This is a genomic window from Collimonas sp. GW821-FHT02H07, from assembly GCF_059421505.1.
This window is the reverse complement of the sequence record NZ_JBWKVC010000001.1, coordinates 310,096-336,506: the sequence shown is the minus strand read 5'-3', so window position 1 is coordinate 336,506 and position 26,411 is coordinate 310,096. Positions and strand designations below refer to the sequence as shown.

Here is a 26,411-nt window from a genome sequence, read left to right as displayed (position 1 = left end):
ATGGCCTCACTCAAAGCTGGAGAGTCGCCACCTTCCCTTCCAGCCTTGCCGGTTGCAGCGCTATATTCAGCACCTGCGCAAAGACCTCGATATGCGGTGAAATCATCATCGTCTGATGCGTTCCCGGCACCGGGAACAGCCGCAGCTGCAACTCTGACAGCACCTCGCCCCAACCGCGCAGCGGTTCGTTGACGGTATCGCCCACGGCGCTGTAATAGTGCACGGGAATGGCGATCGGCTGTGTTTTATATTCGCCATAGGCGCGGATGATGGTGCGGCTGTTCTCCATCAGCTGCAGCAAGCCTTGCAGGGAAAAGCCGGCCGGGAACAGGCCGCCTCGTCTTGCCGTCTGCAGCAGGGTCTGGATATCGACATCGGCGGCGATCGCTTTCAGCTTGTCCATCGCCGCCAGCAGCAACGGATCATTGCCGGCGGCGGCTTCCAGCAGCTTCAGCATCAGCTGCTTGTCGCCCAGCTTCTCTTCGCGCTCATCGTCGTCGCCGAGAGTGCAATGCGTATCGAACAGACCGACAAACTCCACCTGCTCGCCTTCCTTGAGGAACTGCTGCGCCGTCTCATAGGCCAGCATGCCGCCAAAGGACCAGCCGGCCAGGCGGTAAGGCCCGCTCGGCTGCACCGCGCGTATCAGTCCCAGCATGCGCGTCGCCATGCTCTCCACGCTCAGCAGCGGCGCCTCTTCCGGCGGCACCGGCGGCAGGCCGTATACCGGAATGCCGGGATCGACGTGCTGCGCCAGCATGTGCGCATAAATCAGCAGCCCGGAACCCTCGTGCATCAGGAACAAGGGACGCTGGCGCCCGCCGGCGCGCACCAGCACCGCCGCATTCTCAGTCTTCAGCGGATTGAGCTGCGCTATATGCGCAGCCAGCGCAGCCACGGTCGGATAGGTAAACACGTCGCTGGCTGAAATCCGCACGCCCTTTTTCTTCAGCAGGGTCACCACTTGCAGTATCGACAGCGAATGGCCGCCCAGCGCGAAGAAATTGTCGTGGCGGCCGATGCGGGCAACCTGCAGCAGCTCCGACCAGATCTCGGCCAGGGCAACTTCGATTTCCCCCTCCGGCGCCGCGTAGCCGCTCACTGCAAATGCCTCCGCCTCCGGCGCCGGCAGCTTCTTGCGGTCCACCTTGCCATTGGCTGTCAGCGGCAGCTCTGCCAATGCGACATACGCTGCCGGCACCATGTACTCAGGCATGCCGGCGCTCAGGTAGGAGCGCAGTGCTGCGGCGTCGATCTCTTCATTGGCGACGATATAGGCCACCAGGCGCTTGTCGCCGGGACTGTCCTCGCGTGCAATCACCACGACTTCGCGGATCGCCGGATGCAGGGCCAGCCGTGCTTCGATCTCGCCCAGTTCGATGCGGAAGCCACGGATCTTGACCTGGAAGTCGTTGCGGCCCAAATGCACCAGCTCGCCGTCTCCCTGCCAGCGCGCCAGGTCGCCGGTGCGGTACAGCAGCGCTCCGGGGCGGCCGCTGAAACGGTCGGGAATAAAGCGCTCCGCCGTCAACTCTTCCCGGTTCAGGTAGCCACGGGCGACGCCGGCGCCGCCGATATAGATTTCGCCGGCAACGCCGACCGGCACCGGCTCCCCTTGCGCATCCAGCAGATACACCTGGGTGTTGGCGATCGGCCGGCCTATCGGTATGCTCGCCTCGACCGCATCGATGGCAGTCACTTCATAAGTCGTGGCGTAGGTCGTCGTTTCCGTCGGGCCGTAGCAATGGATCAGGTGCTGCGGCTTGCCCGCCGCCAGTACGCGCGCAAAGGTGGCCGGATCGCAGCGCTCTCCTCCCGTCAGCAGGAAGCGCAGGCGGCGGAACGCATCCGGCACGATCGCCGCGCATTGATTGAACACCGCCGTGGTCAGGAACAGCGTGCTGACGCCTTGCTGTTCCAGCGCATCGGCAAAGCGCAGCGGATCGAGAAAGACCTCCTTGTCGATCACGACCACCCGTCCGCCATTCAGCAAGGCACCCCAGATTTCCATGGTCGAGGCGTCGAAGGCCGGATTGGCGGCGAAGGCGATGCGGTCGCCGGCGTCAAAGGCCGCGTAGCCGTTCTCCAGCACCAGGCGCTTGATCCCGCGATGCGGCACCAGCACCCCTTTCGGCTGCCCGGTCGAACCCGAGGTATACATGATGTAGGCAATCGTCTCGTCGTCGCCGCCCGGCGTCAGGTTGTCGGCGGCATAGGCGTTGGACGAGATCTGGTCCAGGTTGACCCTGGCCAGCGCAGCCTGTGCCGGCCAGTGGCCGTCGCTGAGCGCCAGCAGCACGCCGGCGCCGCTGTCTTTGGCCATGAAAATCTTGCGCTCGTCCGGCAAGGCTGGATCCAGCGGCACGTAGGCGGCGCCGCACTTGAGGATCGCCAGTTCGGCGACAATCAGCGGCAAGCAACGCTCCAGCTGCAGCGCCACCCGGTCGTTGCGCCTGACGCCCAGCTGCCGCAGGTGATGCGCCAGCTGGTTGGCCTGGCGGTTGAGCTCGGCATAACTCAACTGATGGGCGCCATGCACTGCCGCGATCGCATCCGGCGTCCGCGCCGCCTGCGCCTCGAACAGCTGCGGCAGCAAGGGCGCCGGATTGGCGGCGTCGGTCTGGTTCCAGCTCTTCACTATCCGCTGGCGCTCTGCTGCGCTCATCAGCGGCAGATCTGCGATCTGCCGGCTGTCGTCGCTGACCATTGCTTGCAGCAGGCACTGCCAATAGCCCAGGTAGCGCTCGACGGTGCTGCGTTCGAACAAGGCGGTGGCATACTCAAGCACGCCGGCAATCACATCGCCCGACTCTTCCAGCGACAAGGTCAGGTCGAATTTGGCGGTCACTTGCTTGTACGGCAGATGCGTCATCTCCAGGCCCGGCAGCTGCAGCTTGCCTTGCGGCGCGTTCTGCCACGCAAACATTACCTGGAACAAGGGACTATGCGCCATGCTGCGCACCGGATGGGTATGTTCGACCACCTGTTCGAACGGAAGATCCTGGTGCTGCTGCGCCGCCAGCGACTGTTGCTTGACGTGTTCCAGCAGAGTGCCCACCGTTGCCTGTTCCGGCAGGCGGATACGCAGCGCCAGCGTGTTGACGAAGAAGCCGATCAAGCCTTCCACTTCCTGCTGGCTGCGGTTCGCCGCCGGCGTGCCGATGACCACGTCGTCCTGCCCCGACAGACGCCCCAGCAGCAGAGCCCAGCTGCTCAGCAGCGTCATGTGCAAGGTGCTGCCGTGGCGATGGCTCAAGGTCTTGAGTTTTTTAGTCAGCTCTTGATCCAGCGCCGTCGCTACCCAGGCGCCGGCATAGTCCTGTTGCAGCGGACGGGAATGATCGGTCGGCAATTCCAGCAAGCTCGGCGCGCCCGCCATGTTCTCTTTCCAGTACGCGGTCTGCTGTTCCAGCACCGTGCCGCTCATCCAGCGCCGCTGCCACGCAGCGTAATCCGGATACTGCACCGCCAGCGGCGGCAAGGGATCGTGCTCGCCCTGCCGGTAGGCGCTGTACAGCGCGCTGATTTCATTGAGCAGCACCGCGATCGACCAGCCGTCCGAAACGATATGGTGCATGGTGATCAGCAGCGTATGCCGGGTACGCGTCTCCTGCAGCAGACGGCCACGGATCAGCGGTCCTTGCTCCAGGTCGAACGGCGCCGCCGCTTCTTCCGCGATCAGGCGTTCCCGCTCCGCGTCGCGCTCCGGATGATGCCGCAAGTCGTGCTCCAGCAGTTGGAAATGGCTGAGGTCCGCCGCCTTGACGCGCTGTATTACATCTCTGCCTACATCCCCGCCTTCGGCGGCAAAGCTGGTGCGCAGCGCTTCGTGGCGGAATACCAGGCGCTCCAGCGCCTGCTCCAGGGCAACCCGGTCGAGCTCGCCGCGCAGCTGCAAGGCCAGCGGAACATGGTAGGCCTGGCGCACCTCGCCCATCTGCTCCAGGAACCATAGCCGCTGCTGGGCAAACGATAGCTGCTCCCGCTCCGCGCCGCTGGCGCGCGTGATCAGCGGCCGGACGCCTTTATCGCTGCCGGATAATCCGGCGGCGAAGTCGGCAAGGTACGGATGCATGAAGACGGCGCTCAGCGCCACTTCGACGCCGAACGCTTGCCGCAGCCGCGAAATCATCTGCACCGCCAGCAGCGAATGGCCGCCAAGCGAGAAGAAATTGTCGTGACGGCCGATGCACTCGATTTTCAGCAGCTCCGACCAGATCGCCGCCAGCGCGATTTCCGTCTCACCGAGCGGCGCGGCATATTCATTGGCTGCATAGGCAGCGCCATCCGGGGCCGGCAGGTTCTTGCGATCCAGCTTGCCGTTCGCCGTCAGCGGCAAGGCCGCCAGCGCGACGTATGCCGCCGGCACCATGTAGTCCGGCAGGTTGACGCTCAGATGTGCGCGCAGGGTTTCCGCATCGACGTTTTCGTGCACCACGATATAGGCCACCAGGCGCTTGTCGCCCGGGATATCTTCCCGCGCAATCACCACAGCCTCGCGGATCGCTGCATGCAGCGTCAGTTGTGCCTCGATCTCGCCCAGCTCAATGCGGAAGCCGCGGATCTTGACCTGGAAGTCGTTGCGGCCCAGGTACATCAGCGCGCCGTCGGCCTGCCAGCGCGCCAGATCGCCGGTCTTGTACAAGCGCGCTCCCGGCACTTGCGAGAAGCGGTCGGCGATGAAACGCTGCGCGCTCAGTTCCGGTTGGTTCAGGTAGCCGCGGGCGACCTGCACGCCGCCGATATGCAGCTCGCCGGCGACGCCAAGCGGCACCGGTTCGCCTAGCGCATCGAGGACGTAAATGCGGGTATTGGCGATCGGCTTGCCGATAGGAATTGCGCTCCTGGCGTCTCCGGCGACGCAAGTCCACGCTGTCACGTCCACTGCGGCTTCGGTAGGCCCATACAGATTGTGCAGCTGGGCATGCGGCAGCAGTGCATGGAAATTTTGCGCCAGCGACGCCGGCAGCGCCTCGCCGCTGCACATCACCCGCACAATGCTGCTGCAGGCAGCGGCTTGGTCGTGGGCGGCAAACACCTGCAGCATGGAGGGCACGAAGTGCAGCGTGGTGACGCCGGCAGCGCGGATGAGCTCGCTCAGGTAGGCCGGATCCTTGTGGCCCTCCGGCTTGGCCATCACCAGCTTGGCGCCGGTCATCAGCGGCCAGAAGAATTCCCACACCGAGACGTCGAAACTGAAAGGCGTCTTTTGCAGCACCACGTCGTCCTGCTGCAGTCCATAAGCCTGTTGCATCCACAGCATGCGGTTGACCACGCCGCGATGCTCGTTCATCACGCCCTTCGGCTTGCCGGTCGAGCCGGAGGTGTAGATCACGTACGCCAGGTCGGACGGCGCCAGGCAGCTGCTGTCGGGATTGTGCTCCGGATATCCGCTCCAGCTGGGTGCTTGCAGGTCCAGCAGCGGCAACTCCGGTGCGATCGACGCCCGCACCTGTTGCCAGCCGCCTGCAATCCCGGCCTGCGTCAGCACCACGCGCGGCGCGCTGTCGCTCAGCATGTGCGCCAGGCGGTCCGCCGGGTAGGCCGGATCCAGCGGCACATAGGCCGCCCCCGCCTTCAGCACGCCCAGCAAGGCAACCACCATCTGCAGGCTGCGCTCGGCGCAGACCGCCACCCTGTCGTCCGGCTTGACGCCCAGCTCGCGCAGGTAGTGCGCCAGCTGGTTGGCCTGACGGTTCAGTTCGGCATAGCTTAGCTGTTGCCCGTCCTGCTCCACCGCCACCGCGTCCGGCGTGCGCGCGGCCTGCGCTTCGCACAGCTGATGCAGCAGGGACTCGCGCTCCGGATACCTCACCTCGGTCGCATTCCACGCCGCCAGCACCTGCCGTTCCGCCTCGCCCAGCAGCGGCAGGCTGGCGATCTGCCGCGCATCGTCGCTGACCATCGCTTCCAGCAGACGGCGCCAATAGCCGAGATAGCGTTCCACCGTGGCTTGTTCAAACAAGGCCGTAGCATATTCCAGCGAACCGGCGACTGCATCGCCCGCTTCGCCCAGCGACAAGGTGAGGTCGAATTTTGCCGTCACCTGCCTGAGCGCCAACGGCGTCAGCTCCAGGCCTGAGAGCTGCAGCCTGCCTTGCGGCGCGTTCTGCCAGGCGAACATCGTCTGGAACAAGGGGCTGTGCGCCATGCTGCGCACCGGATTGGCATGCTCCACCACCTGCTCGAACGGGACTTCCTGATGATGCTGGGCTGCCAGCGACTGCTGCTTCACGTGCTCCAGCAGGGTTGCCACCGTAGCCTGTTCCGGCAGATGGATACGCAGCGCCAGCGTATTGACGAAGAAACCGACCAGGCCCTCGACTTCTTGCTGGCTGCGATTCGCCGCTGGCGTGCCGATGACCACGTCGTCCTGTCCCGCCAGCCGGCCCAGCAGCAGGGCCCAGCTGCTCAGCAGCGTCATGTACAGGGTGATGCCGTGGCGCTGGCTCAAGGCCTTCAGTTTGCGCGTCAGCGCGGCGTCCAGCGTTGTCTCGATGCTGGCGCCGGCATAGTCTTGCTGCGCCGGCCGCGGATAGTCGGTGGGCAGTTCCAGCAGGGTCGGAGCCCCTGCCAGGCTCTGCTTCCAGTAGGCGGCCTGCTGTTCCAGCACGGCGCCGCTCATCCAGCGCCGCTGCCATGCCGCGTAATCCGGATACTGTACCGCCAGGGCTGGCAGCGGATCATGCTGCCCCAGCAGATAGGCGTTGTAGAGTGCGCTGATTTCATCCAGCAGCAGGCCGGTCGACCAGCCGTCCGAAACGATATGATGCGTGGTGATCAGCAGCGTGTGCTGGGTCCGCGTCTCTTGCAGCAGGAGGCCGCGGATCAGGGGGCCTTGAGTCAGGTCGAAAGGCCTGGACGCTTCTTCGGCAAGCAATCGATCCCGCTCCTCCTCGCGTTCCGGATGATGGCGCAAATCGTGTTCCAGCAGCTGAAAATGACTGAGTTCCGCCGCCGCGACGCGCTGTATCGCAGCCTGGCCTTCCATGGCGACAAAGCTGGTGCGCAATGCTTCATGGCGGAACACCAGCCGCTCCAGCGCCTGCAACAGGGCTACCCGGTCGAGTTCGCCGCGCAACTGCAAGCCCAGCGGAATGTGATAGGCATGGCTGACTCCGCCCATCTGCTCCAGGAACCACAAGCGTTGCTGCGCAAACGACAATTGCTCGCGCTCTGCTGCGCTGGCGACTGTCAGCGGCGGCCGGACGCTGGACGGACCAGTCAGCAGCTGTGCAGAGAAGTCCTCCAGCACCGGATGCGCAAACAAGGTGCTGATCGCCACCTCGATATCGAATGCCTGCCGGATGCGCGAAATCATCTGCACCGCCACCAGCGAATGGCCGCCGAGCGAGAAGAAATTGTCGTGGCGGCCGATGCGCTCGACCCGCAGCAGCTGCGACCAGATCGCCGCCATGGCGGCTTCCGTTGCGCCTTCGGGCGCCGCGTAGCCGCCAACCGCATAAGCATCCGCTTCGGGCGCCGGCAGCTTCTTGCGATCCACCTTGCCATTGGCTGTCAGCGGCAGCTCTGCCAATGCGACATACGCTGCCGGCACCATGTACTCAGGCATGCCGGCGCTCAGGTAGGAGCGCAGCGCTGCGGCGTCGATCTCTTCATTGGCGACGATATAGGCCACCAGGCGCTTGTCGCCGGGACTGTCCTCGCGTGCAATCACCACGACTTCGCGGATCGCCGGATGCAGGGCCAGCCGTGCCTCGATCTCGCCCAGTTCGATGCGGAAGCCACGGATCTTGACCTGGAAGTCGTTGCGGCCCAAATGCACCAGCTCGCCGTCTCCCTGCCAGCGCGCCAGGTCGCCGGTGCGGTACAGCAGCGCACCGGGACGGCCGCCGAAACGGTCTGGAATAAAGCGCTCCGCCGTCAACTCTTCCCGGTTCAGGTAGCCACGGGCGACGCCGGCGCCGCCGATATAGATTTCGCCGGCAACGCCGACCGGCACCGGCTCCCCTTGCGCATCCAGCAGATACACCTGAGTGTTGGCGATCGGCCGGCCTATCGGTATGGTCGCCTCGACCGCATCGATGGCAGTCACTTCATAAGTCGTGGCGTAGGTCGTGGTTTCCGTCGGGCCGTAGCAATGGATCAGGTGCTGCGGCTTGCCCGCCGCCAGCACGCGCGCAAAGGCGGCCGGATCGCAGCGCTCTCCTCCCGTCAGCAGGAAGCGCAGGCGGCGGAATGCATCCGGCACGATCGCCGCGCATTGATTGAACACCGCCGTGGTCAGGAACAGCGTGCTGACGCCTTGCTGTTCCAACGCATCGGCAAAGCGCAGCGGATCGAGAAAGACCTCCTTGTCGATCACGACCACCCGCCCGCCATTCAGCAAGGCGCCCCAGATTTCCATGGTCGAGGCGTCGAAGGCCGGATTGGCGGCGAAGGCGATGCGGTCGCCGGCGTCAAAGGCCGCGTAGCCGTTCTCCAACACCAGGCGCTTGATGCCGCGATGCGGCACCAGCACCCCTTTCGGCTGCCCGGTCGAACCCGAGGTATACATGATGTAGGCAATCGTCTCGTCGTCGCCGCCCGGCGTCAGGTTGTCGGCGGCATAGGCGTTGGACGAGATCTGGTCCAGGTTGACCCTGGCCAGCGCAGCCTGTGCCGGCCAGTGGCCGTCGCTGAGCGCCAGCAGCACGCCGGCGCCGCTGTCCTTGGCCATGAAAATCTTGCGCTCGTCCGGCAAGGCTGGATCCAGCGGCACGTAGGCGGCGCCGCACTTGAGGATCGCCAGTTCGGCGACAATCAGCGGCAGGCAGCGCTCCAGCTGCAGCGCCACCCGGTCGTTGCGCCTGACGCCCAGCTGCCGCAGGTGATGCGCCAGCTGGTTGGCTTGGCGGTTGAGCTCGGCATAACTCAACTGATGGGCGCCATGCACTGCCGCGATCGCATCCGGCGTCCGTGCCGCCTGCGCCTCGAACAGCTGCGGCAGCAAGGGCGCCGGATATTGCGCTTGCGCGCCGTGCCCGGCCTTGATGACCTGACGTTTTTCCTCGGCCGGCATGACATCGATGCTGTTGATGGCGCGCTCCGGCGTCGTTTCCAGCGCCGTCACCAGCCCTTCCAGCGCCGTCTGCATGAAGCCGCACACCCGCATTGCCCCTACCGCCGGCGTGACTTGCGCAGTCAGCGCGAAATCAGCTCCCAGGTCGTCGACCGACAGGCTCAAGGGATAGTTGCTGCGCTCTTCTCCCGAAATCTGGGTAATCCCTTCCCAGGTCGCCTGTTCCGCGGGCGAGGCTTGGTCGAGCACGCTGTGACGATAATTGAGCAGGGCCGAGAACAAGGGCTGCGGCGCCGCAATCGCACTGGCCCGTTGCGCCAGCGCCAGCGAGGCATGTTCATGCGCCACCAGCTGCGCCAGCAATGCATGCGCATGCCGCACCCCGGCCGCCGCCCCTCGCGTATCGATATTGAGCCGCAACGGCAAGGTATTGACCAGCAAGCCCATCATGCGGTCGGCGCCCTCGCCGCCCTGCATGCGGCCGAACAGCACCGTGCCGAACACCACATCGCTGCGGTTGGAAACCCGCGCCAGCACCAGCGCCCAGGCCAGGTGGCACAGGCTGGCCGCACTCACGCCCAGTTGCCGCGCCTGCTGCCGCACACGCTGCGACAGCGCCGCGTTGAGCCGCACATGGCTCTCTTCCAGGCCGCCGCCGTCGCCGTGCACTTCCAGCAAGCCGAATGGCGCCGTCGGTTCGTCGACATCGCCCAGCATCTGGCGGAAGAAAGCTTCATGAACCTCGATGTTGCCGCCCAGCCTGGCTTGCGCCACGTAATTGCGGAATTGCAGCGGCGCCGGCAGCTGCGCCTGCTGCCCCTGCAGATGTGCCCCGATCTCGGCGTGGATGACTTCCAGCGTGGTGTGATCGTTGATCAGGTGATGCAGCAGAGTCAGCAGCACCCAACGCTGCTGCGCGGCGTCGTAGGCAAAACTGGTCCGCATCATGGGCGCCTGCGCCAGGTCAAGACGCGTATGGCGCGGATCGAAACGCGCCCGCAGCTGGCCGGCGACATCGCCATCGGCCGGATCCAGAATCAATTCTTCCCGCACCAGCGGCGCGCTGCGCCACACCACTTGCAGCGGCTCCGGCACGCCTTCCCAGATGATGGCCGTGCGCAGCGCGTCATGCCGCTGTATCACGCTCTGCAAGGCCGACAGATAGCTCTCCAGCCTGTGCCGGGTATCGAAACCGATCATCGCGACCAGCAGGTAAGGATCGCCTTCCTTGGCCATCAGGTGATGGAACAGGACGCCTTCCTGCAAGGGCGCTAGCGGATAGATATCCTGCACATTGGCGGCGCCGCCAGGCACGCGCTCGACGACGCGCGCAATTTCCGCCTCGCTCAAGCTCACCAGCGGCAGCATCGCCGGCGTAATCCGTTCGCAGCCGGACGGGATCAGGTTGGCAGGCACCGCCACCAGCGCGCTTTCCGCACCGACAGAGGCCGCCAGTCCGGCCAGCGTCGGCGTCGCGAACAGCGCCCTCACCTCGGCCGGCAAGCCTTGCTGGCGCATCCTCTCGATCAAGGCCACGCCCAGCAGCGAATGGCCGCCCAGCGAAAAGAAATTGTCGTGGCGGCCGACGCGCTCGATCTGCAGCAGCGACGACCAGATCGCTGCCAGCGCGATTTCCGTTTCGCCTTGCGGCGCTTCATAGCTGCTCGCCGCATAGGCATCGCTTGCCGGCGCCGGCAGGGTCTTGCGGTCCAGCTTGCCATTGACCGTCAGCGGCAAGGCGTCCAGCGTGACGTACGCGGCCGGCACCATGTAGTCCGGCAGATTGCGGCGCAGGTGCGTGCGCAGGGTTTCGGCATCGACTTCCTCGTTGGCCACGATATACGCCACCAGGCGCTTGTCGCCCGGCACATCTTCGCGTGCGATCACCACCGCTTCGCGGATCGCCGCATGCGCCGCCAGCTGCGTTTCAATCTCGCCCAGCTCGATGCGGAAGCCGCGGATCTTGACCTGGAAGTCGTTGCGGCCCAGGTACGTCAGCGTGCCGTCGGCCTGCCAGCGCGCCAGATCGCCGGTCTTGTACAGGCGCGCGCCTGGCGTCTGCGAGAAACAATCCGTCACGAAACGCTGCGCGCTCAGTTCCGGCTGATTCAGGTAGCCGCGGGCGACGCCGGCGCCGCCGATGTACAACTCGCCCGGCACGCCGACCGGCACCGGCTGCCCTCGGGCATCCAGCAGATACACAGAGAGATCCGGTATGCGCACGCCGATCGGGCTGACGCCGCCGCGCTCGGTATCGGCAACATCGATCGGCTGGTAAGTGACGTGGACCGTGGTCTCGGTAATGCCGTACATATTGATCAGGCGCGTGGCGCAGCCCCGGTTTTGCGCATACCAAGGGATCAAGGTCGCCGGCTCCAGCGCCTCGCCGCCGAAAATCACGTGCCGCAGCCGGTGTGCTTCCGCAGCGTCGCCTTGCGCCGCAATCAGCTGGCGGAAGGCGCTCGGCGTCTGGTTAAGAATGGTGACTTTCTCGCGGCATAGCAGGCGATAGAAATCTTCCGCCGAACGCGCTGTCTCCAGCGGCACCACCACCAAGCGCCCGCCATGCAGCAAGGCGCCCCAGATTTCCCATACCGAGAAATCGAAGGCGAAGGAATGGAACAGGCTCCAGACATCTTCCTTGCCAAAATGGAACCAGGCGTCGGTGGCGGCAAACAGGCGCGTCACGTTGCGATGCTCGACCATGACGCCCTTCGGCGTGCCGGTCGAACCCGAGGTGTAGATCACGTACGCCATGTCCGACGGCGCCAGATGGCTGCTGTCGGGATTATGTTCCGGGTATCCGCTCCAGGCCGGCGCCTGCAGGTCCAGCAGCGGCAGGCCAGCGGCAATCGTCGCTTTCACCTGCAGCCAGCCGCCTTCGATCCCGTCCTGCGTCAGCACGGCCCGCGGTGCGCTGTCGTTCAGCATGTGCGCCAGGCGATCCGCCGGATAAGCCGGATCCAGAGGGACATAGGCCGCACCCGCCTTCAGCACGCCCAGCAAAGCCACCACCATGCTCAAGCCGCGCTCGACGCAGATCGCCACCCTGTCGTCAGGCTGGACGCCCAGCTCGCGCAGATAGTGCGCCAGCTGGTTGGCCTGCCGATTCAGTTCGGTATAGCTCAGCTGCGCTTGACCATGCACTACCGCCACTGCATCCGGCGTCTTTTCCACCTGCGTCTCGAACAGCTGCTGCAGCAAAGGCGCGGGAAAACCGGCCTGGACCGCATTCCAGCTGCAGACGATCTGATGGCGCTCCGCCGCAGTGAGCAGCGGAAGCTGATCAACCGGGCAGTCTGCGCCTGACAGGACGGCATCCATCAGCAAGGCCATGCGGCTTTGCATGCGGACGATTTCATCGCGCGTGAAATGGCGCGTATTGTAGTCGAACACCACCAGCACATCCTGGTCCCTGTGAAAATCCTGGACCGACATGGCCAGCGGCGTCTGCTCGAATCCATGATCCAGCTCAACGCCGCTTGCCATCCCTGATCCCATCGGGAAATCGGTATTGAATACCTCAAAGGAAAGCGAGACGTCGAACAGCTGGCGATAGCCGTTCTGCACGACGTTGTGCAGGCGGTTGATCTCCGCGATCGGAAAGCGCTGATGGCGGTAGCAGCGGCGCATTTCCTTGGCGACCGCCGCCATCGCATGCACGAACGGCTGCTGCCGGTCCAGCGCAAACCCGACCGGAATGATCGACGAAAACATGCCAAAGGTGTTTTTTTCACGCGCATTGCTGCGATTGTGTACCGGTACGCCGATAACCACCTCTTCCAGGTCGACGACACGGGCGAAATAGACGCTGGTCAGCGCCAGCATGAAATCCGAGCCGGAAAAGCCATGCCCGGATGCAAACGCCGTCATTTTTTCAAACAGCGGACGCTCGATGGACCAATACACCTGTTCGCTGGGAGCCAGCGTTTTTGCGGCGAGCGCACTGTCGCCCGCGACCAGCCGCGCCGGCAGCTGCGTGAAACGCTGGCGCCAGAATTCCTTGTCGAGCGCAAAACGCGAAGAAGAGAAATAGTCCTGGTCCTTGGCAATGAAATCCAGGTAGGACGGCGCAGTTTCAGCGACAGTGCTGTCCAGCCCCAGCAAGCGATTGTATGCTTTGGCGATGCTGACGAAACTCTGCGAAGTACTGATGCCGTCGGCAACCAGATGGTGATAGCACAGCAGCCAGTAGTAACGCACAGGGCTTACGCGTATCAATTCCATTTTCCACAACAGCCCGCCATACAGATCGAAGGCCTGCTTGAATACCCGCTCCATATGTTGCCGCGCATGCTGGTCGCCATCGGCTGCGCCGGATAAGTCCAGCACCGGCAAGACGAATTCCAGCGACGGCAAGACCTGCTGTTGCGCCACGCCGCCGGCTTTGACCAAGGTCAGCCGGGATGCGTCGTTGGCCATGGCGAAATCGCGGATCGCCTGCTGCAGCAGCAGCGGATCGATGGCAGCGTCGATCTGCACCGCCAGGCCGATGTTGTAGTAAGGGATGTCAGGATTGAGCATCTGATCCAGCCAGACCACCTGCTGCACGGAAGAGAGTTCGTGGACGGCCGCTGACGCGCCGTCGGGCAAAGAATTTGATACAGCTGTTGTTTCAGGCGAATTCGACATGGAAACCCTCTGATAGCAATTGAAAATAAGGAGCGCAGTCAGCTCCCCAAAGCCGCACGCCTGTCGGCGCCGGGATATGGCATTAAGTCGGCCTTCAGTCTTGAATTGAAGTTGAGGCGAGCTCTTAAGAAGCAGCGTCGGGAGCGACAGCTTTATTGAGGAGACGGGACGGACAGGGCTGGGGATGGATGAGCGTGCACATGGAATTCTCTTGGCATAGGAAACAAGATGGTTATAGACATCCATTGCAGCAGCCGGCCTTCAACGGCAGCAATCAGGAATAGGGCAATCGCCATACCGTTCTGATTGCGGGGTAAAAGTCGTCACAGCGCTGCAGGTAGGATACGGTGCAACGTAGTTACTTTACAGAACGCAACAAACGCCGAAACTGTCACTTTTTACAGGGTGTTGCAATGCGCAAAATCCAAGTAGACTGATCTGTCTTTTATCTCGCCTCGCCAGCTGGAGCGGCGGCCACGGCGCGCCCGATCGTTTGACAATACATACGCCAGCCATGACCGAGATGAGCACAGAACTTGCGATGGAAAATACAGCCGCCGCCGATCAGGCCGGGCGGCCGCCGGCATTGCTGCATCGCGGCTTCCTGCTGCTGATGACAGGTTCTTTCGCCGCCTTCCTGGGGGAACAGATGACCGCCGTGGCCCTGCCCTGGCTGGTGCTGAAGCTGAACAACGATAGCGCGGCGCTGGGCCTGGTGCTGGCGCTGATGGCGCTGCCGAAAATCCTGTTTCTGGTGATCGCCGGCGTGCTGGTGGACCGCCATTCGCCGCGCGCCGTGCTGCTCTGCGCGCTGACCGGCGGCGTCATCCTGCTCACGGGAGTGGGCACATTACTGCTGCATGACATGCTGGCGCTATGGATGATGTATCTGTTCGCCTGCGGCATGGGACTGGTGGGCGCCTTCGCCATTCCGGCGCGGGTCGCGATGCTGCCCAGGCTGATCCACCCGCAGCAGCTGCAATCGGCTAATGCGGCGCTCATGGGGATCACCCAGATTTCGCTGCTGGGCGGACCGCTGCTGGCCGGCCTGCTGGCGGCCTCGGCGGATGGACTGGGGCTGGTTTTCCTGCTGAATGCCGGCTGCTTCCTGCTCGCAGCTGTGGCTGTGCCGCGCCTGCCGCCGCGCACGCAGGCGGAAGCGGCTCATCACGCAGCCGATGCGCCGCTGCTTGCCACCATCGTTCCTGCGGCAAAATGGCTGTGGTCCGATGGCATGCTGAGGACGCTGATCAGTTACTGGACGGTTGTCACTCTGCTGGTGGCCGGCCCGGTCCAGGTCGGCCTGCCGCTATGGGTGGACCGCCAGCTGGGCGGCGGCGCTTCGGCCTTCGGGATACTGATTGCGGCCAACGGCCTGGGACAGCTGATCGGCATCGTCTGCTCCGGCCTGCGCGCCAGGAAAGTCATTCATCTCGGCGTTGCGGTCTGCCTGATCGATGGCTTGGCCGGCATGGCCGTGCTTGGCATGGGATTCACCCATGTGCTGGAGATCGGCCTGGCGCTGATGGTGGTGGTCGGCATCGGCGCCGGCTATGTCCAGGTCGGCTTGTTCACATGGATACAACGCCGCATCCCGAGTGCGCTCCATGGCCGGGTGCTCAGCATGCTGATGCTGATCCTGATCACCAGTGCGCCGCTGTCTGCCTTGATTGCCGGCTACCTGATCCGCTACGTCACGCCATCCCAGTTATTCATCTATGGCGGCGCTGCGCTGTCGCTGTTTGCCATGCTGATGCTGCTGCATCCGACACTGCGGCAGTTGCGCAATTGACAAACCCCGGCGCTAGTCCAGCGCGTCGGCTTCGCTCAGGACATCGGCCATGGGCGCCGGCTCCGGCACGGCATCGTCTGCGAGCTTGTCCATCCTGATGTATTCGATGTTGAGGGTGATCGCTTCGCTATAGCGCAGCACGAAGTAGTCGCCCTCGACCACGTAGAAGCGCTCCAGCTCTTCCGCGATGCTGGCGCCGTCCGGCTTGTCGGCCGAGAGCGGACGCCGCATGACTTTCTCCAGGATCAGGCGGTCCAGGCTGCCGTTGGCGTCGACAAAGAAATTGTCCAGGATGCCGGTGAACAGCACCGCCTGCCCGGCGACGTTGACGATGGCCGATACCGAAATCAGGTCCGGCCGCTGTCCTTCATCGAAATCGGCGCCGGTCAGCAGGTAGTACCAGGGCGCCTGGTTGAAGCGCAGCCAGGGAACGTACCAGCCGGCGTTGGCGCGGTCCAGGCGATAGCGGGTGATCATCAGGCGGAAACCGTTCGGCACGATCCAGGCGCCGGCATACAGGCTCAGGAAATAGGCGCAGATCCAGGAAAACTGCAGGGCGATGCCCTGGATCGCCTTGGCCTGGCTGGCGGCGTCCGACGACAGCAGTTCCAGCAGCAGCAAAGGCTGCAGGGTGCGGCCGAACAGCCAGGCCGCGGCCAGCAGCCAGAGTGGATGGAAAACGCAGTTCCACAGCATGGCCTCGGTGACAATCTGTCCGAACGGCGAATAATCGAGGGAAATGCGCTCAGCCCGCTTGAAGCGCGAACGAGCGATGAAACCGGGAAGCAATAGCAGGAAGACGATGAGAGCAGGTAGCGCTACGTTCATCGTACCGCTCAGGCGGCCTTGGGAACAACGGTAAGACGGTACAAGACTGTGCCCTCTTGCGCGGAATGCAAGCTGATCACATCGTCGGTGACGACCGTGGTGGACAATGAAGGCTGGGAATTCTTGCTGGCCAGATAGGCGCGCAGCTGCTGCGTCGCGCTCGGATCAGCGAGAACTCTTTTGGCCAGTGCGCTCTTGAGTGCTTTCATAGTTTGTCCACTATGCCATAAAAAAGCATTTTTTGCATGTTTCCGCCGTGCCATCTCCTGGCGATACTCGTATTGCCTAACGACAGGATTGTTATATCTACATAACGATATATAACTTTGGTGTATATAGGGTCGCTGATAAAATGGCAAGCCTGACTGAATTTGTGAAGCAAACCTGTGATCCGCATCGAGAACCTGCATAAAACCTATCCGCTGGAACGCAATGCCAAAACCGCCGGCACTCCTGTCGCCGCATTGTCCGACATCAATCTGCATATCAAAAAAGGCGAAATTTTCGGCATCATCGGCCGCTCCGGCGCCGGCAAAAGCACCCTGATCCGCACCCTCAACATGCTGGAACGCCCTTCCGGCGGCAGCGTATCGATCGAGGGCGAAGACATTACCGCGCTGGACAACAGCGGCCTGCACCGGCTGCGCCAGCGCATCGGCATGATTTTCCAGCATTTCAACCTGCTCAACGCCAAGACCGTAGCCGCCAATATCGACTGGCCGCTGAAAATCACCTGCAAGTACACGCCGCAGGAACGCGCCGCCCGGGTGAGCGAGCTGCTGGCGCTGGTCGGCCTCAGCGAGCATCGCGACAAGTATCCGGCGCAACTGTCCGGCGGCCAGAAACAGCGCGTCGGCATCGCCCGCGCCCTGGCCAACACGCCGCACCTGCTGCTGTGCGACGAAGCCACCTCGGCGCTCGATCCCGAAACCACCCAGGCCATCCTGCGCCTGCTGCTCGACATCAACCGCAAGCTGGGCCTGACCATCGTGCTGATCACGCACGAGATGCAGGTGATCCGCAATATCTGCGACCGCGTGGCGGTGATCGAAGCCGGCCGCATCGTCGAAAGCGGCGAGGTCGCCGAAGTATTCCTCCATCCGCAGCACGCGGTGACGCAAAGCATGGTGGCCGAAAGCACGCCGTTCTCCGCCGAGGCCGCTTTGCTGCCGCCGACGACGGCAGCCGGCCATGCGCATCTGCGCGGACTGCTGGTGCGCCTGACCTATGTCGGCGACATCACCTACCAGCCGATCCTGAGCAGCATCGCCGCCGCCACGCCGGCCCTGATCACTATCCTGCAAGGCACCATCGCCCGCATCAAGGACACGCCCTACGGCCAGCTGCTGGTGGAAATCCGCGGCGAAGCGGCCGATGTAGCACAGGTTTTCACGACACTGGATCAACACAATATTCGTCACGAGGTCTTGGCATAATGGATTTTTCTCTCATCGACTGGGCAGACATCTGGCAAGCCACCTGGGAAACCCTGGCCATGACCGGCTTTTCCCTGCTGTTCACGATACTGCTCGGGCTGCCGCTCGGGATCCTGCTGTTCATCACCGGCAAGCGCCAGCTGCTGGAACAGCGCGGCATCTACCGCGCGCTGTCGCTGGTCGTCAATGTGCTGCGCTCGGTGCCGTTCCTGATCCTGCTGATCGTCATGATCCCGGTCACGGTGCTGCTGGTCGGCACTTCGCTTGGCGTATTGGGCGCGATTCCGCCGCTGGTGCTGGGCACCGCGCCGTTCTTTGCGCGGCTGGTGGAAAACGTCTTGCGTGAAATCGACCGCGGCGTGGTCGAGGCTTGCCAGGCGATGGGCGCCAGCAAGCGCCAGATCATTTTCGGCGCGCTGCTGCCGGAAGCCCTGCCCGGCCTGATCGCCGCGACTACCGTCACGGCGATTGCCCTGATGTCGTATGCCGCCATGTCCGGCGTGATCGGCGGCGGCGGCCTGGGCGACCTGGCGATCCGCTTCGGCTACCAGCGCTTCCAGACCGAAGTCATGATCACCACCGTCGCCGTGCTGGTGCTGCTGGTGCAGGCGTTGCAGTTCTCCGGCGACCGCCTGGTGCAGCACTTCACACGTAAATGATTTTTTCAGCTTGTGTTTTTAAAATTTAAAAAGGGAGTTTATATGTCACGCAAATTTTCATTGTCGCTCGGCCTGGCTGCGGCTGTGTTCTCGACTTTCAGCCTGATCGCCGCAGCCCCGGCGCAAGCCGCCGACAAGCTGGTGATCGCCGCCACTCCGGTGCCGCACGCGGAAATCCTGGAGTTCGTCAAGCCGATCCTGGCCAAGGAAGGCGTCGACCTGCAGGTCAAGGTATTTACCGACTATATCCAGCCGGCGGTGCAAACCAACGAAAAGCGGGTAGACGGCAACTTCTTCCTGCACCTGCCCTACCTGAACGAGTTCAAGAAGAACCACAAGAACGACCTGGAAGTCGTGGTCGCCAAGGTCCATGTCGAACCGTTCGCCGGCTATTCGAGCAAGTACAAGAAGCTGGCCGATTTGCCGGACGGCGCCACCATCGCCATTCCCAACGATCCGTCCAATTCCGGCCGCGCCTTGCTGCTGCTGTCGCGCCAGGGCCTGCTGAAGCTGAAGGACCCGAGCAATATCTCGGCGACGCAGAAAGACATCGTCGAGAATCCCAAACATCTAAAGTTCAAGGAACTGGAAGCGGCCACCTTGCCGCGCGTGCTGAACCAGGTCGACCTGGCCCTGATCAACACCAACTACGCGATCGAAGCCAAGCTCAACCCGGTCAAGGATTCGCTGTTCATCGAGGACGCCAATTCGCCTTACGCCAACCTGCTGGTGGCGCGCGCCGACAACAAGGACAGCCCGGCCGTGAAGAAGCTGGCAGCGGCGCTGAATTCGCCGGAAGTGAAGAAATTCATCGAAGAAAAATACAAAGGCGCGGTGGTTCCGGCATTCTGATCGCTCTGATGGCTGCCAAACAGCGATAACAAACGAAGCCCTCGCAATTTGCGGGGGCTTTTTGGTTTACACTGACTCTTTTGCAATTACGAATTCCCCAACACCTCAGAGGCACATCATGGAAGAAAAAGTGGAAACCAATGCACCCCAGCGCGACGCCTTCCTGGAAGAGAAAGCGTTCAAGTCGCGCACCGTCTTATTGTTCGGACAAATCAACGATACGCTGGCGCGCGATGTCGTCCGCCAGCTGATCGCCTTGTCAGGCGAATCCAAGGATCCGATCAATTTCCTGATCTGCTCGCCGGGCGGCCATGTGGAATCGGGCGACGTGATCCATGACGTGATCCGCTTCATCGACGCTCCGGTCAACATGATCGGCAGCGGCTGGGTCGGCAGCGCCGCGGTCAACGTATTCCTGTCGGTGCCGAAAGAACGCCGCTTCTGCCTGCAAAACACGCGCTTCCTGATCCATCAGCCAAGCGGCGGCGTCGGCGGCCAGGCTTCCGATATCGCTATCCAGGCGCGTGAAATCATCCGCGTGCGCGAAAGAATCGGCGCCCTGATCGCCAAGGAAACCGGCCAGAAGCTGGAAAAAGTGACGACCGACATCGACCGCGATTTCTGGATGTCGGCGCCGGAAGCCATCGAATACGGCCTGGTGTCGAAATCCATCGTCAGCGCCAAGGAAGTTGCCTGAGCGCGTCAAGGTAATCGGTTAACGGCAAGAGGGGGCGTAGATAAATTATCTCGCCCCCTCTTTCATTCCACCCTACAGCTTACGCCGCCTTGCGTTCCTGCTCTACCGTCTCGCGCAAGCGCTTGGCCGCCAGCACCATGTTTTCCAGCGCCTCGTAAGTCTCCGGCCAGCCGCGCGTCTTCAGGCCGCAATCCGGATTGACCCACAGCCGGGCGTCAGGAATCACGCCGCGCGCCTTGCGCAACAGGCGTTCCATTTCGTCGACTTGCGGCACCCGCGGCGAGTGGATGTCGTAGACGCCGGGGCCGATGTCGTTCGGATAGGCAAACTCGCCGAAGCCATCCAGCAGCTCCATGTCCGAGCGCGAAGTCTCGATGGTGATGACGTCGGCATCCATCGCGGCGATCCACGGCAGGATGTCGTTGAACTCCGAATAGCACATGTGCGTGTGGATCTGGGTTTCGTCGCCGACGCCGGCGGCGCTGATCTTGAAGGCGCGCACCGCCCAGTCGAGGTAATGCGGCCAGTCGCGCGATTTCAGCGGCAGGCCTTCGCGGAACGCCGGTTCGTCGATCTGGATCATGCCGATATTGGCCTTTTCCAGGTCGCAGACTTCGTCGCGCAAAGCCAGGGCGATTTGCAGCGCCGTGGTTTCGCGCGGCTGGTCGTCGCGCACGAAGGACCATTGCAGCATCGTGACAGGCCCGGTCAGCATGCCCTTCATCGGCTTGGCGGTCAGGGTCTGCGCGAACTGGCTCCAGCCGACTGTCATGGCTTCAGGACGATACACGTCGCCGTAAATCACCGGCGGCTTGACGCAGCGCGAACCGTAGCTCTGCACCCAGCCGTTGGCGGTGAAGGCGTAGCCCCACAGCTGTTCGCCGAAATACTCGACCATGTCATTGCGTTCCGGTTCGCCATGCACCAGCACATCGAGGCCGAGCTCTTCCTGTTTTTGGACCACGACGCGGATTTCTTCGCGCATCTTGTCGAGGTAGTCCAGGTGGCCGATCTCGCCGCGCTTGTAGGCAGCACGCGCCTGGCGGATTTCCGCGGTTTGCGGGAAAGAACCGATGGTGGTGGTCGGGAATGCCGGCAACTGCCATTTTGCTTGCTGCTTGGCGATGCGTGCATCGAAGGCGGCGGAGCGTTCGGCATCGGCCGCGGTCACTGCCGCCAGGCGTTTTTGCACCAGCGGATTGTGGATGCGGCTGGAGCTGCGGCGGCTGGCCTGGGCCGCGCGCGAGGCGACGAATTGCGCCTCCACTTCAGCCGCCTTGCCGTTCAGCGCCTGCTTGAGAGCGACGATTTCCGCCAGCTTCTGGGTCGCGAACGCCAGCCAGCTTTTCAATTCCTCATCGAGCTTGGGCTCATTGGCGAGATCCACCGGCACGTGCAGCAGCGAGCAGCTGGAGGCCACCCACAGGCGGTCGCCCAGTTGCGCTTGCAGCGGCTTGAGCTTGGTCAATACCTGATCGAGATCGGTACGCCAAAGGTTGCGGCCGTCGACCACGCCCAGCGACAGCACCTTGTCTTGCGGCCAGCCGGCTGCGATCTGCTCCAGCTGGCCGGCGCCGCGCACCAGGTCCAGATGGACGCCGGCCACCGGCAGCGCACGCAGCAGTTCAGCGTGTTCGCTGACTTCGCCGAAATAGGTGGTCAGCAGCAAAGCCGGCGCCGCGCCATTCAGTTGCGCGTAGACCGGCGCAAAAGCGTCGCGCCAGGCGGCGTCCAGTTCCAGCGCCAGGATAGGCTCGTCGATCTGCACCGATTCGATGCCAGCGGCCTGCAGACGCTGCAGCAACTGCCGGTAACCGGCCACAACCTTAGGCAGCAGATCCAGCTTGTGGCCGAGGCCGGACTTGATCTTGCCTTGATACAGCAAGGTCAGCGGACCGACCAGCGCCACTTTGACCTGATGACCGAGGGCGCGCGCTTCAGCGATTTCATCGTGCAGCCAGTCGACGCCGCCGTTGAATTGCAGGTCGGCAGTCCATTCCGGCACCAGGTAGTGATAATTGGTGTCGAACCATTTGGTCATTTCCATCGCGAAGTGCTGCTTGCTGCCGCGCGCCAGGATGAAATAGTCGGCCAGGGTCAGCTGCTTAGGATCGAAGCCGAAACGGCTGGGAATCGCGCCCAGCAAGGCCAGGGTGCCCAAGACCTGGTCGTACCAGGCGAAGTCGCCGACCGTGACGAAGTCGAGGCCGGCATCGGCCTGGGCTTGCCAGTGGCGGGCGCGCAAGGTAGCGCCCGTGGCGCGCAATGCCGCCTCGTCGGATGCGCCCTTCCAGAACGATTCCTGGGCGAACTTCAGTTCGCGGTGAGCGCCAATGCGCGGAAACCCTAATACGTGTGCCAATGCCATCTCTGTCTCCAATAAAAACATGTTCGATGACTCGCATCTTGGGCCAGCTTGGATTATGATTCAAACGATAAATATTAAGAATCAACTTGAATTTCATTCATATATCAGCTTTTTGATCATTTCGGCAACCTTATGCAATCCATCCTCGAATTACGTCACCTGAAAACCCTCCACGCGCTGCGCGAAGCCGGCAACCTGCTGCGGGCGGCAACCTTGCTCAACGTCACCCAGTCGGCGTTGTCTCACCAGATCAAGCAGCTGGAAGACCATCACGGCACCACCTTGTTCGAGCGGAAATCGGTGCCGGTGCGGTTTACCCCGGCCGGTGAACGGCTGCTGAAACTGGCCGATGCGGTATTGCCGCAAGTGGCGGAGAGCGAGCGCGACCTGGTGCGCATGGCGCAAGGCGTGGCCGGTCAGCTGCGGATCGCGGTGGAATGCCATACCTGCTTCGACTGGCTGATGCCGGCCATGGATATTTTCCGCAAGCGCTGGCCGGAAGTGGAACTGGATATCGTCTCCGGCTTCCAGGCCGATCCGGTCGGGCTGCTGTATGAACATCGCGCCGATGTGGCGATCGTGGCGGAAGTCGACCCTGATGAAAAAGTCGATTACCACGCCCTGTTCAGCTTTGAAATCGTGGCGCTGGTGGCGCACGACCATCCGCTGGCGGGCAAGGAATATCTGGTGGCGGAAGATTTTGCCGGCGACACCCTGATCACCTATCCGGTGCCGGACGACATGCTGGACGTGGTCCGGCAGGTGCTCAAGCCGGCCGGCATCCAGACCGCGCGCCGCACCACCGAACTGACGGTCGCCATGCTGCAGCTGGTCGCCAGCCGCCGCGGCATTGCCACCCTGCCGATCTGGGCGGCGCAGAATTACCTGACGCGCGACTATGTGCTGGCCAAGAGAATCACCGCCAAGGGCCTGACCGGCCGCCTGTATGCGGCCTGCCTGCCCGAGGTGTCGCAGCAGCCGTACCTGGTCGATTTTGTCAGCACTACGCGCGAGAGTTGCTACGTCAATCTGCTGAGCGTCGAGCTGCTTTGATTACAGCTACGGCTAGTGGACGATTAGCGGTCGCACTGCAGGTAGCCGTTTATATTGCTGAAGCTGCCGCTGCGGCAGGAACGCAGGGAGATTGATGAGCGTATCCTGTTGTTGTCCCTGCCGCCGCAGGTTGCTTCCAGCACGCCGCCCCGGATCCCGATTTCCGAGCAGGACTGGAGGTAGCTTCCTGGCGGCAAATCCCTGTTGGATCCGCCATAGTCGCGGCCGCCTCCGCCCATGCACTGCAGGTTGCCGTTGATATTTTCAAAACTGCCGCTGCGGCAGGAAGACAGGGGAATCGAGGTCCTTCTGCCGCCATTGTCGCCGCCGCAAGTGGCTTCCAGCATGCCGCGCCGCACCACGATATCGCGGCAAGAATCGCGGTAGCTGCCGGGCGGCGTCCAACTATCGCCGCCATAACGGTTGTCGTTGCGATCGTCGTAGCGGTCATCGCGGTCGTCGCGCCGATCGCCGTACGAGGGCGAGTCGCCATAGCCGCCAAATGCGACAACCGGAGCATTGCCATAGTAGCCGGGAGCGGCAGGCTGATACTGGTTATAACCGTCGTTGTAAGGACTTGCGGCACAGGCGGCGAAAGCGCCGCAGGCAATTACCATCAGCATGGATTTGATTTTCATTTTTTTCTCCTTCAACGAAACATCTTGTATTCCCACAATTATACTTCGACAAAACAGGGCTCCTCCTCGCGTTTACCGGTATTTCCCCCCCTGCTCCGCAGAGATCCGCATCCCCTCCCTCCCGCCAAGCATCCGCAGGCAAGCTTCCCGAGTATTCTTTCCTGTAAGAAATAACAGCTATTTCGACAACAGAAATCCGAGTATGTTGCCACATGGCATTTCATTTTGTAACAATACGTAACTTATGTTAGCGCTTGTTACAAATGAAGGCCATCGCAGGAATCCTGGCCGCCGGCAGCTCTTTGCATGAACTACAGCAATGACATCAGCACCAACGGTGTTGTTTTGCCAAATGCTTGAGCTGGAGGCCGTAGGCGCCCTGGATTGCCGGTAGTGTTTTTGTTCGCGAAGTATCTGGTCACCTTATGTCTTATCCACGCATCAATTTCAAGAGAGTGAGATACCATGAAACCAGCATTACGTCACGTCGAAGGCCCGTTGTTTCTGTCGCTGCTGCTGGCGGCAAGCTCAAGCGCAATCGCAGCCGACCGCATTGATCTTGAGAGCTACACCCCGCAAGTGCAAGCCGCTAAACAAGGCGGCCAGGTCAGCGCCCAGGCTTTGCTCGGACTCAGCGCCGACGAACTGAAGCCTCTCCGCAGCCAGAACTACGCCAATGGCAAGGTGGTCACCCGCTATCAGCAATTTTTCCAAGGCGTGCCGGTATGGGACCAGGCCATCGTCGAACAGCGCTCGGCCAACCAGGCGCAGCCGGCGATGTCCGGCGTCCTGCTGCGCAATATCGCGAATGACCTGCCGAGCGCCAAGCCGGCCTATGCCGCCGCCGACGTGCTGCTGCAAGCCAAGGCCATCTCCCGCGCCGCCGTCACTGAAAACGAGCAAGCCAAGCTGTATGTGCAGCTGGGCCAGAACAATGTGGCGCAGCTGATCTACGTGGTGTCGTTCGTCAACAAGAGCGCCGCCAAACCCAGCCGCCCCTACTACATCATCGACGCCAACAGCGGCGCCGTGCTGAAGCAATGGGAAGGCATCACGCATTACGAAGCCAGCGGCCCCGGCGGCAACGCCAAGACCGGGCAATACGAATACCAGCCGGGCGGCAAATACGGCCCGCTGGTTGTCGACAGCAACTGCAACATGGTCACCACCAATGTAGTGACGGTCGATCTGCAGAACGGCAGCAGCGGCAGCACACCCTTCCATTTCACCTGCCCGCGCAACACCTACAAGGCTGTCAACGGCGCGTTTTCGCCGCTCAACGATGCCCATTACTTTGGCAATGTGGTGTTCAATATGTACCGCGACTGGCTCAGCCTGCGTCCTATCAGCCAGACCCTGTACATGAAGGTCCACTACGGCAGCAATTATGAAAATGCGTTCTGGGACGGCAGCGCCATGAATTTCGGCGACGGCGCCTCGACCTTCTATCCGCTGGTGGCGCTGGACGTTTCCGGCCATGAAGTCAGCCATGGTTTCACCGAGCAGAATTCTGGCCTGGTGTATAGCGGCATGTCGGGCGGCATGAACGAAGCCTTCTCCGACATGGCCGGCGAAGCCGCTGAAAACTACATGAAGGGCACGAACGATTTCCTGGTCGGCACCGACATCTTCAAGGCCAGCGGCGCGCTGCGCTACATGGCCAATCCGACCCAGGACGGCCGTTCGATCGACAACGCAAAAAACTACACCAGCAGTCTCGACGTCCACTACAGCAGCGGGGTCTACAACAAGGCCTTCTACCTGCTGGCGACCACGGCCGGCTGGAGCACCCGCAAGGCCTTCGAGGTGATGGCCGACGCCAATCACCTGTACTGGACCGCCAACAGCACCTTTAACCAGGGCGCATGCGGCGTCGAAAAAGCCGCGGCCAACCGCGGCTACCAGGTGGCCGACGTGACTGCCGCTTTCAAAGGCGTTGGCGTCAGCTGCAGCGGCAGCAGCGGCAACGTCCTGGTCAAGGGTGTGCCGGTGAACGGCATCAGCGTGGCCAGCGGCGGCAGCAATGTGTACAGCATCGCGGTTCCAGCCGGCGCCCGCAACCTGAGCTTCCAGCTGTCCGGCGGCAGCGGTGACGGCGACATCTATGTCAAGCTGGGTGCAACGCCTAGCACCAGCACTTACGACGCCAAATCCGACGGCAGCACCAACGCCGAAAGCGTCATCATCGGCGCACCCGGCGCAGGAACCTACTACCTGCTGCTGAACGGCTACCGCGCTGTCAGCGGCGCTTCGCTGGTGGCGGATTACCAGTAAGTGGGTAAAGCAGCAGCGCATGCCCGTTCTTGGCATGCAACCCTAAGCACTCCGTAGTCCGTCGAGCGGGGTCAGAGTAATTTTCGCAAAAAGCCGCGAAAAAAACTCCGACCCCGGTTGACTGCGACTGGCCGCCGGGCCACTCCGGCAAGTTTCCGCC

General features: G+C 62.6%; 12 protein-coding genes. 7 read left to right on the top strand and 5 right to left on the bottom strand.

Annotation, left to right across the window (positions count from 1 at the left end; genetic code table 11):
• Positions 1–10: 10 nt before the first annotated feature.
• Positions 11–13,654 (bottom strand): amino acid adenylation domain-containing protein, encoded by a 13,644-nt coding sequence (locus tag AC07V8_RS01330; RefSeq protein ID WP_494676998.1) that lies wholly within the window; start codon positions 13,652–13,654, stop codon positions 11–13.
• Positions 13,655–14,177: 523 nt separating this feature from the next.
• Between AC07V8_RS01330 and AC07V8_RS01325 the strand changes: the two genes are divergently transcribed.
• Positions 14,178–15,446: an MFS transporter gene (locus AC07V8_RS01325; protein WP_494676999.1), complete on the top strand. Its 1,269-nt coding sequence runs from the start codon at positions 14,178–14,180 to the stop codon at positions 15,444–15,446.
• A 12-nt stretch (positions 15,447–15,458) separates the two neighbouring features.
• Here the strand turns inward: AC07V8_RS01325 and AC07V8_RS01320 are convergent, their stop codons facing one another.
• Positions 15,459–16,274, bottom strand: coding sequence for a hypothetical protein (locus AC07V8_RS01320; RefSeq protein WP_494677000.1), 816 nt, complete (start codon positions 16,272–16,274; stop codon positions 15,459–15,461).
• Between the two features lie 8 nt (positions 16,275–16,282).
• On the bottom strand, positions 16,283–16,483 hold the full coding sequence (locus AC07V8_RS01315; RefSeq protein ID WP_494677001.1) for a hypothetical protein: 201 nt from the start codon (positions 16,481–16,483) through the stop codon (positions 16,283–16,285).
• A gap of 177 nt (positions 16,484–16,660) precedes the next feature.
• Here AC07V8_RS01315 and AC07V8_RS01310 point away from each other — a divergent pair, with 177 nt between their 5' ends.
• From AC07V8_RS01310 to AC07V8_RS01295, 4 genes are all read left to right on the top strand, one after another.
• A complete protein-coding gene (locus tag AC07V8_RS01310; protein ID WP_494677002.1) occupies positions 16,661–17,710 on the top strand; it encodes a methionine ABC transporter ATP-binding protein in 1,050 nt (349 codons plus the stop codon).
• Positions 17,710–18,369: a methionine ABC transporter permease gene (locus AC07V8_RS01305; protein ID WP_494677003.1), complete on the top strand. Its 660-nt coding sequence runs from the start codon at positions 17,710–17,712 to the stop codon at positions 18,367–18,369. The genes AC07V8_RS01310 and AC07V8_RS01305 overlap by 1 nt, the downstream gene beginning before the upstream one ends.
• Before the next feature lie 42 nt (positions 18,370–18,411).
• Positions 18,412–19,221, top strand: coding sequence for a MetQ/NlpA family ABC transporter substrate-binding protein (locus AC07V8_RS01300; RefSeq protein ID WP_494677004.1), 810 nt, complete (start codon positions 18,412–18,414; stop codon positions 19,219–19,221).
• A gap of 118 nt (positions 19,222–19,339) precedes the next feature.
• Positions 19,340–19,918, top strand: a complete 579-nt coding sequence (locus AC07V8_RS01295; RefSeq protein WP_494677005.1) for an ATP-dependent Clp protease proteolytic subunit — start codon at positions 19,340–19,342, stop codon at positions 19,916–19,918.
• Between the two features lie 79 nt (positions 19,919–19,997).
• Here AC07V8_RS01295 and metE read toward each other — a convergent pair whose 3' ends face one another.
• Complete coding sequence (metE, locus tag AC07V8_RS01290) at positions 19,998–22,286, bottom strand: 5-methyltetrahydropteroyltriglutamate--homocysteine S-methyltransferase (RefSeq protein ID WP_494677006.1); 2,289 nt, start codon at positions 22,284–22,286, stop codon at positions 19,998–20,000.
• A gap of 132 nt (positions 22,287–22,418) precedes the next feature.
• Here metE and AC07V8_RS01285 point away from each other — a divergent pair, with 132 nt between their 5' ends.
• The gene (locus AC07V8_RS01285) at positions 22,419–23,339 is read left to right on the top strand and encodes a LysR family transcriptional regulator (RefSeq protein ID WP_494677007.1); all 921 of its coding nucleotides are present in this window, start codon (positions 22,419–22,421) and stop codon (positions 23,337–23,339) included.
• 23 nt (positions 23,340–23,362) lie between these two features.
• Here the strand turns inward: AC07V8_RS01285 and AC07V8_RS01280 are convergent, their stop codons facing one another.
• Positions 23,363–23,977, bottom strand: a complete 615-nt coding sequence (locus tag AC07V8_RS01280; protein ID WP_494677008.1) for a CVNH domain-containing protein — start codon at positions 23,975–23,977, stop codon at positions 23,363–23,365.
• A 465-nt stretch (positions 23,978–24,442) separates the two neighbouring features.
• Here AC07V8_RS01280 and AC07V8_RS01275 point away from each other — a divergent pair, with 465 nt between their 5' ends.
• Complete coding sequence (locus tag AC07V8_RS01275; RefSeq protein ID WP_494677009.1) at positions 24,443–26,251, top strand: M4 family metallopeptidase; 1,809 nt, start codon at positions 24,443–24,445, stop codon at positions 26,249–26,251.
• Positions 26,252–26,411: the final 160 nt, after the last annotated feature.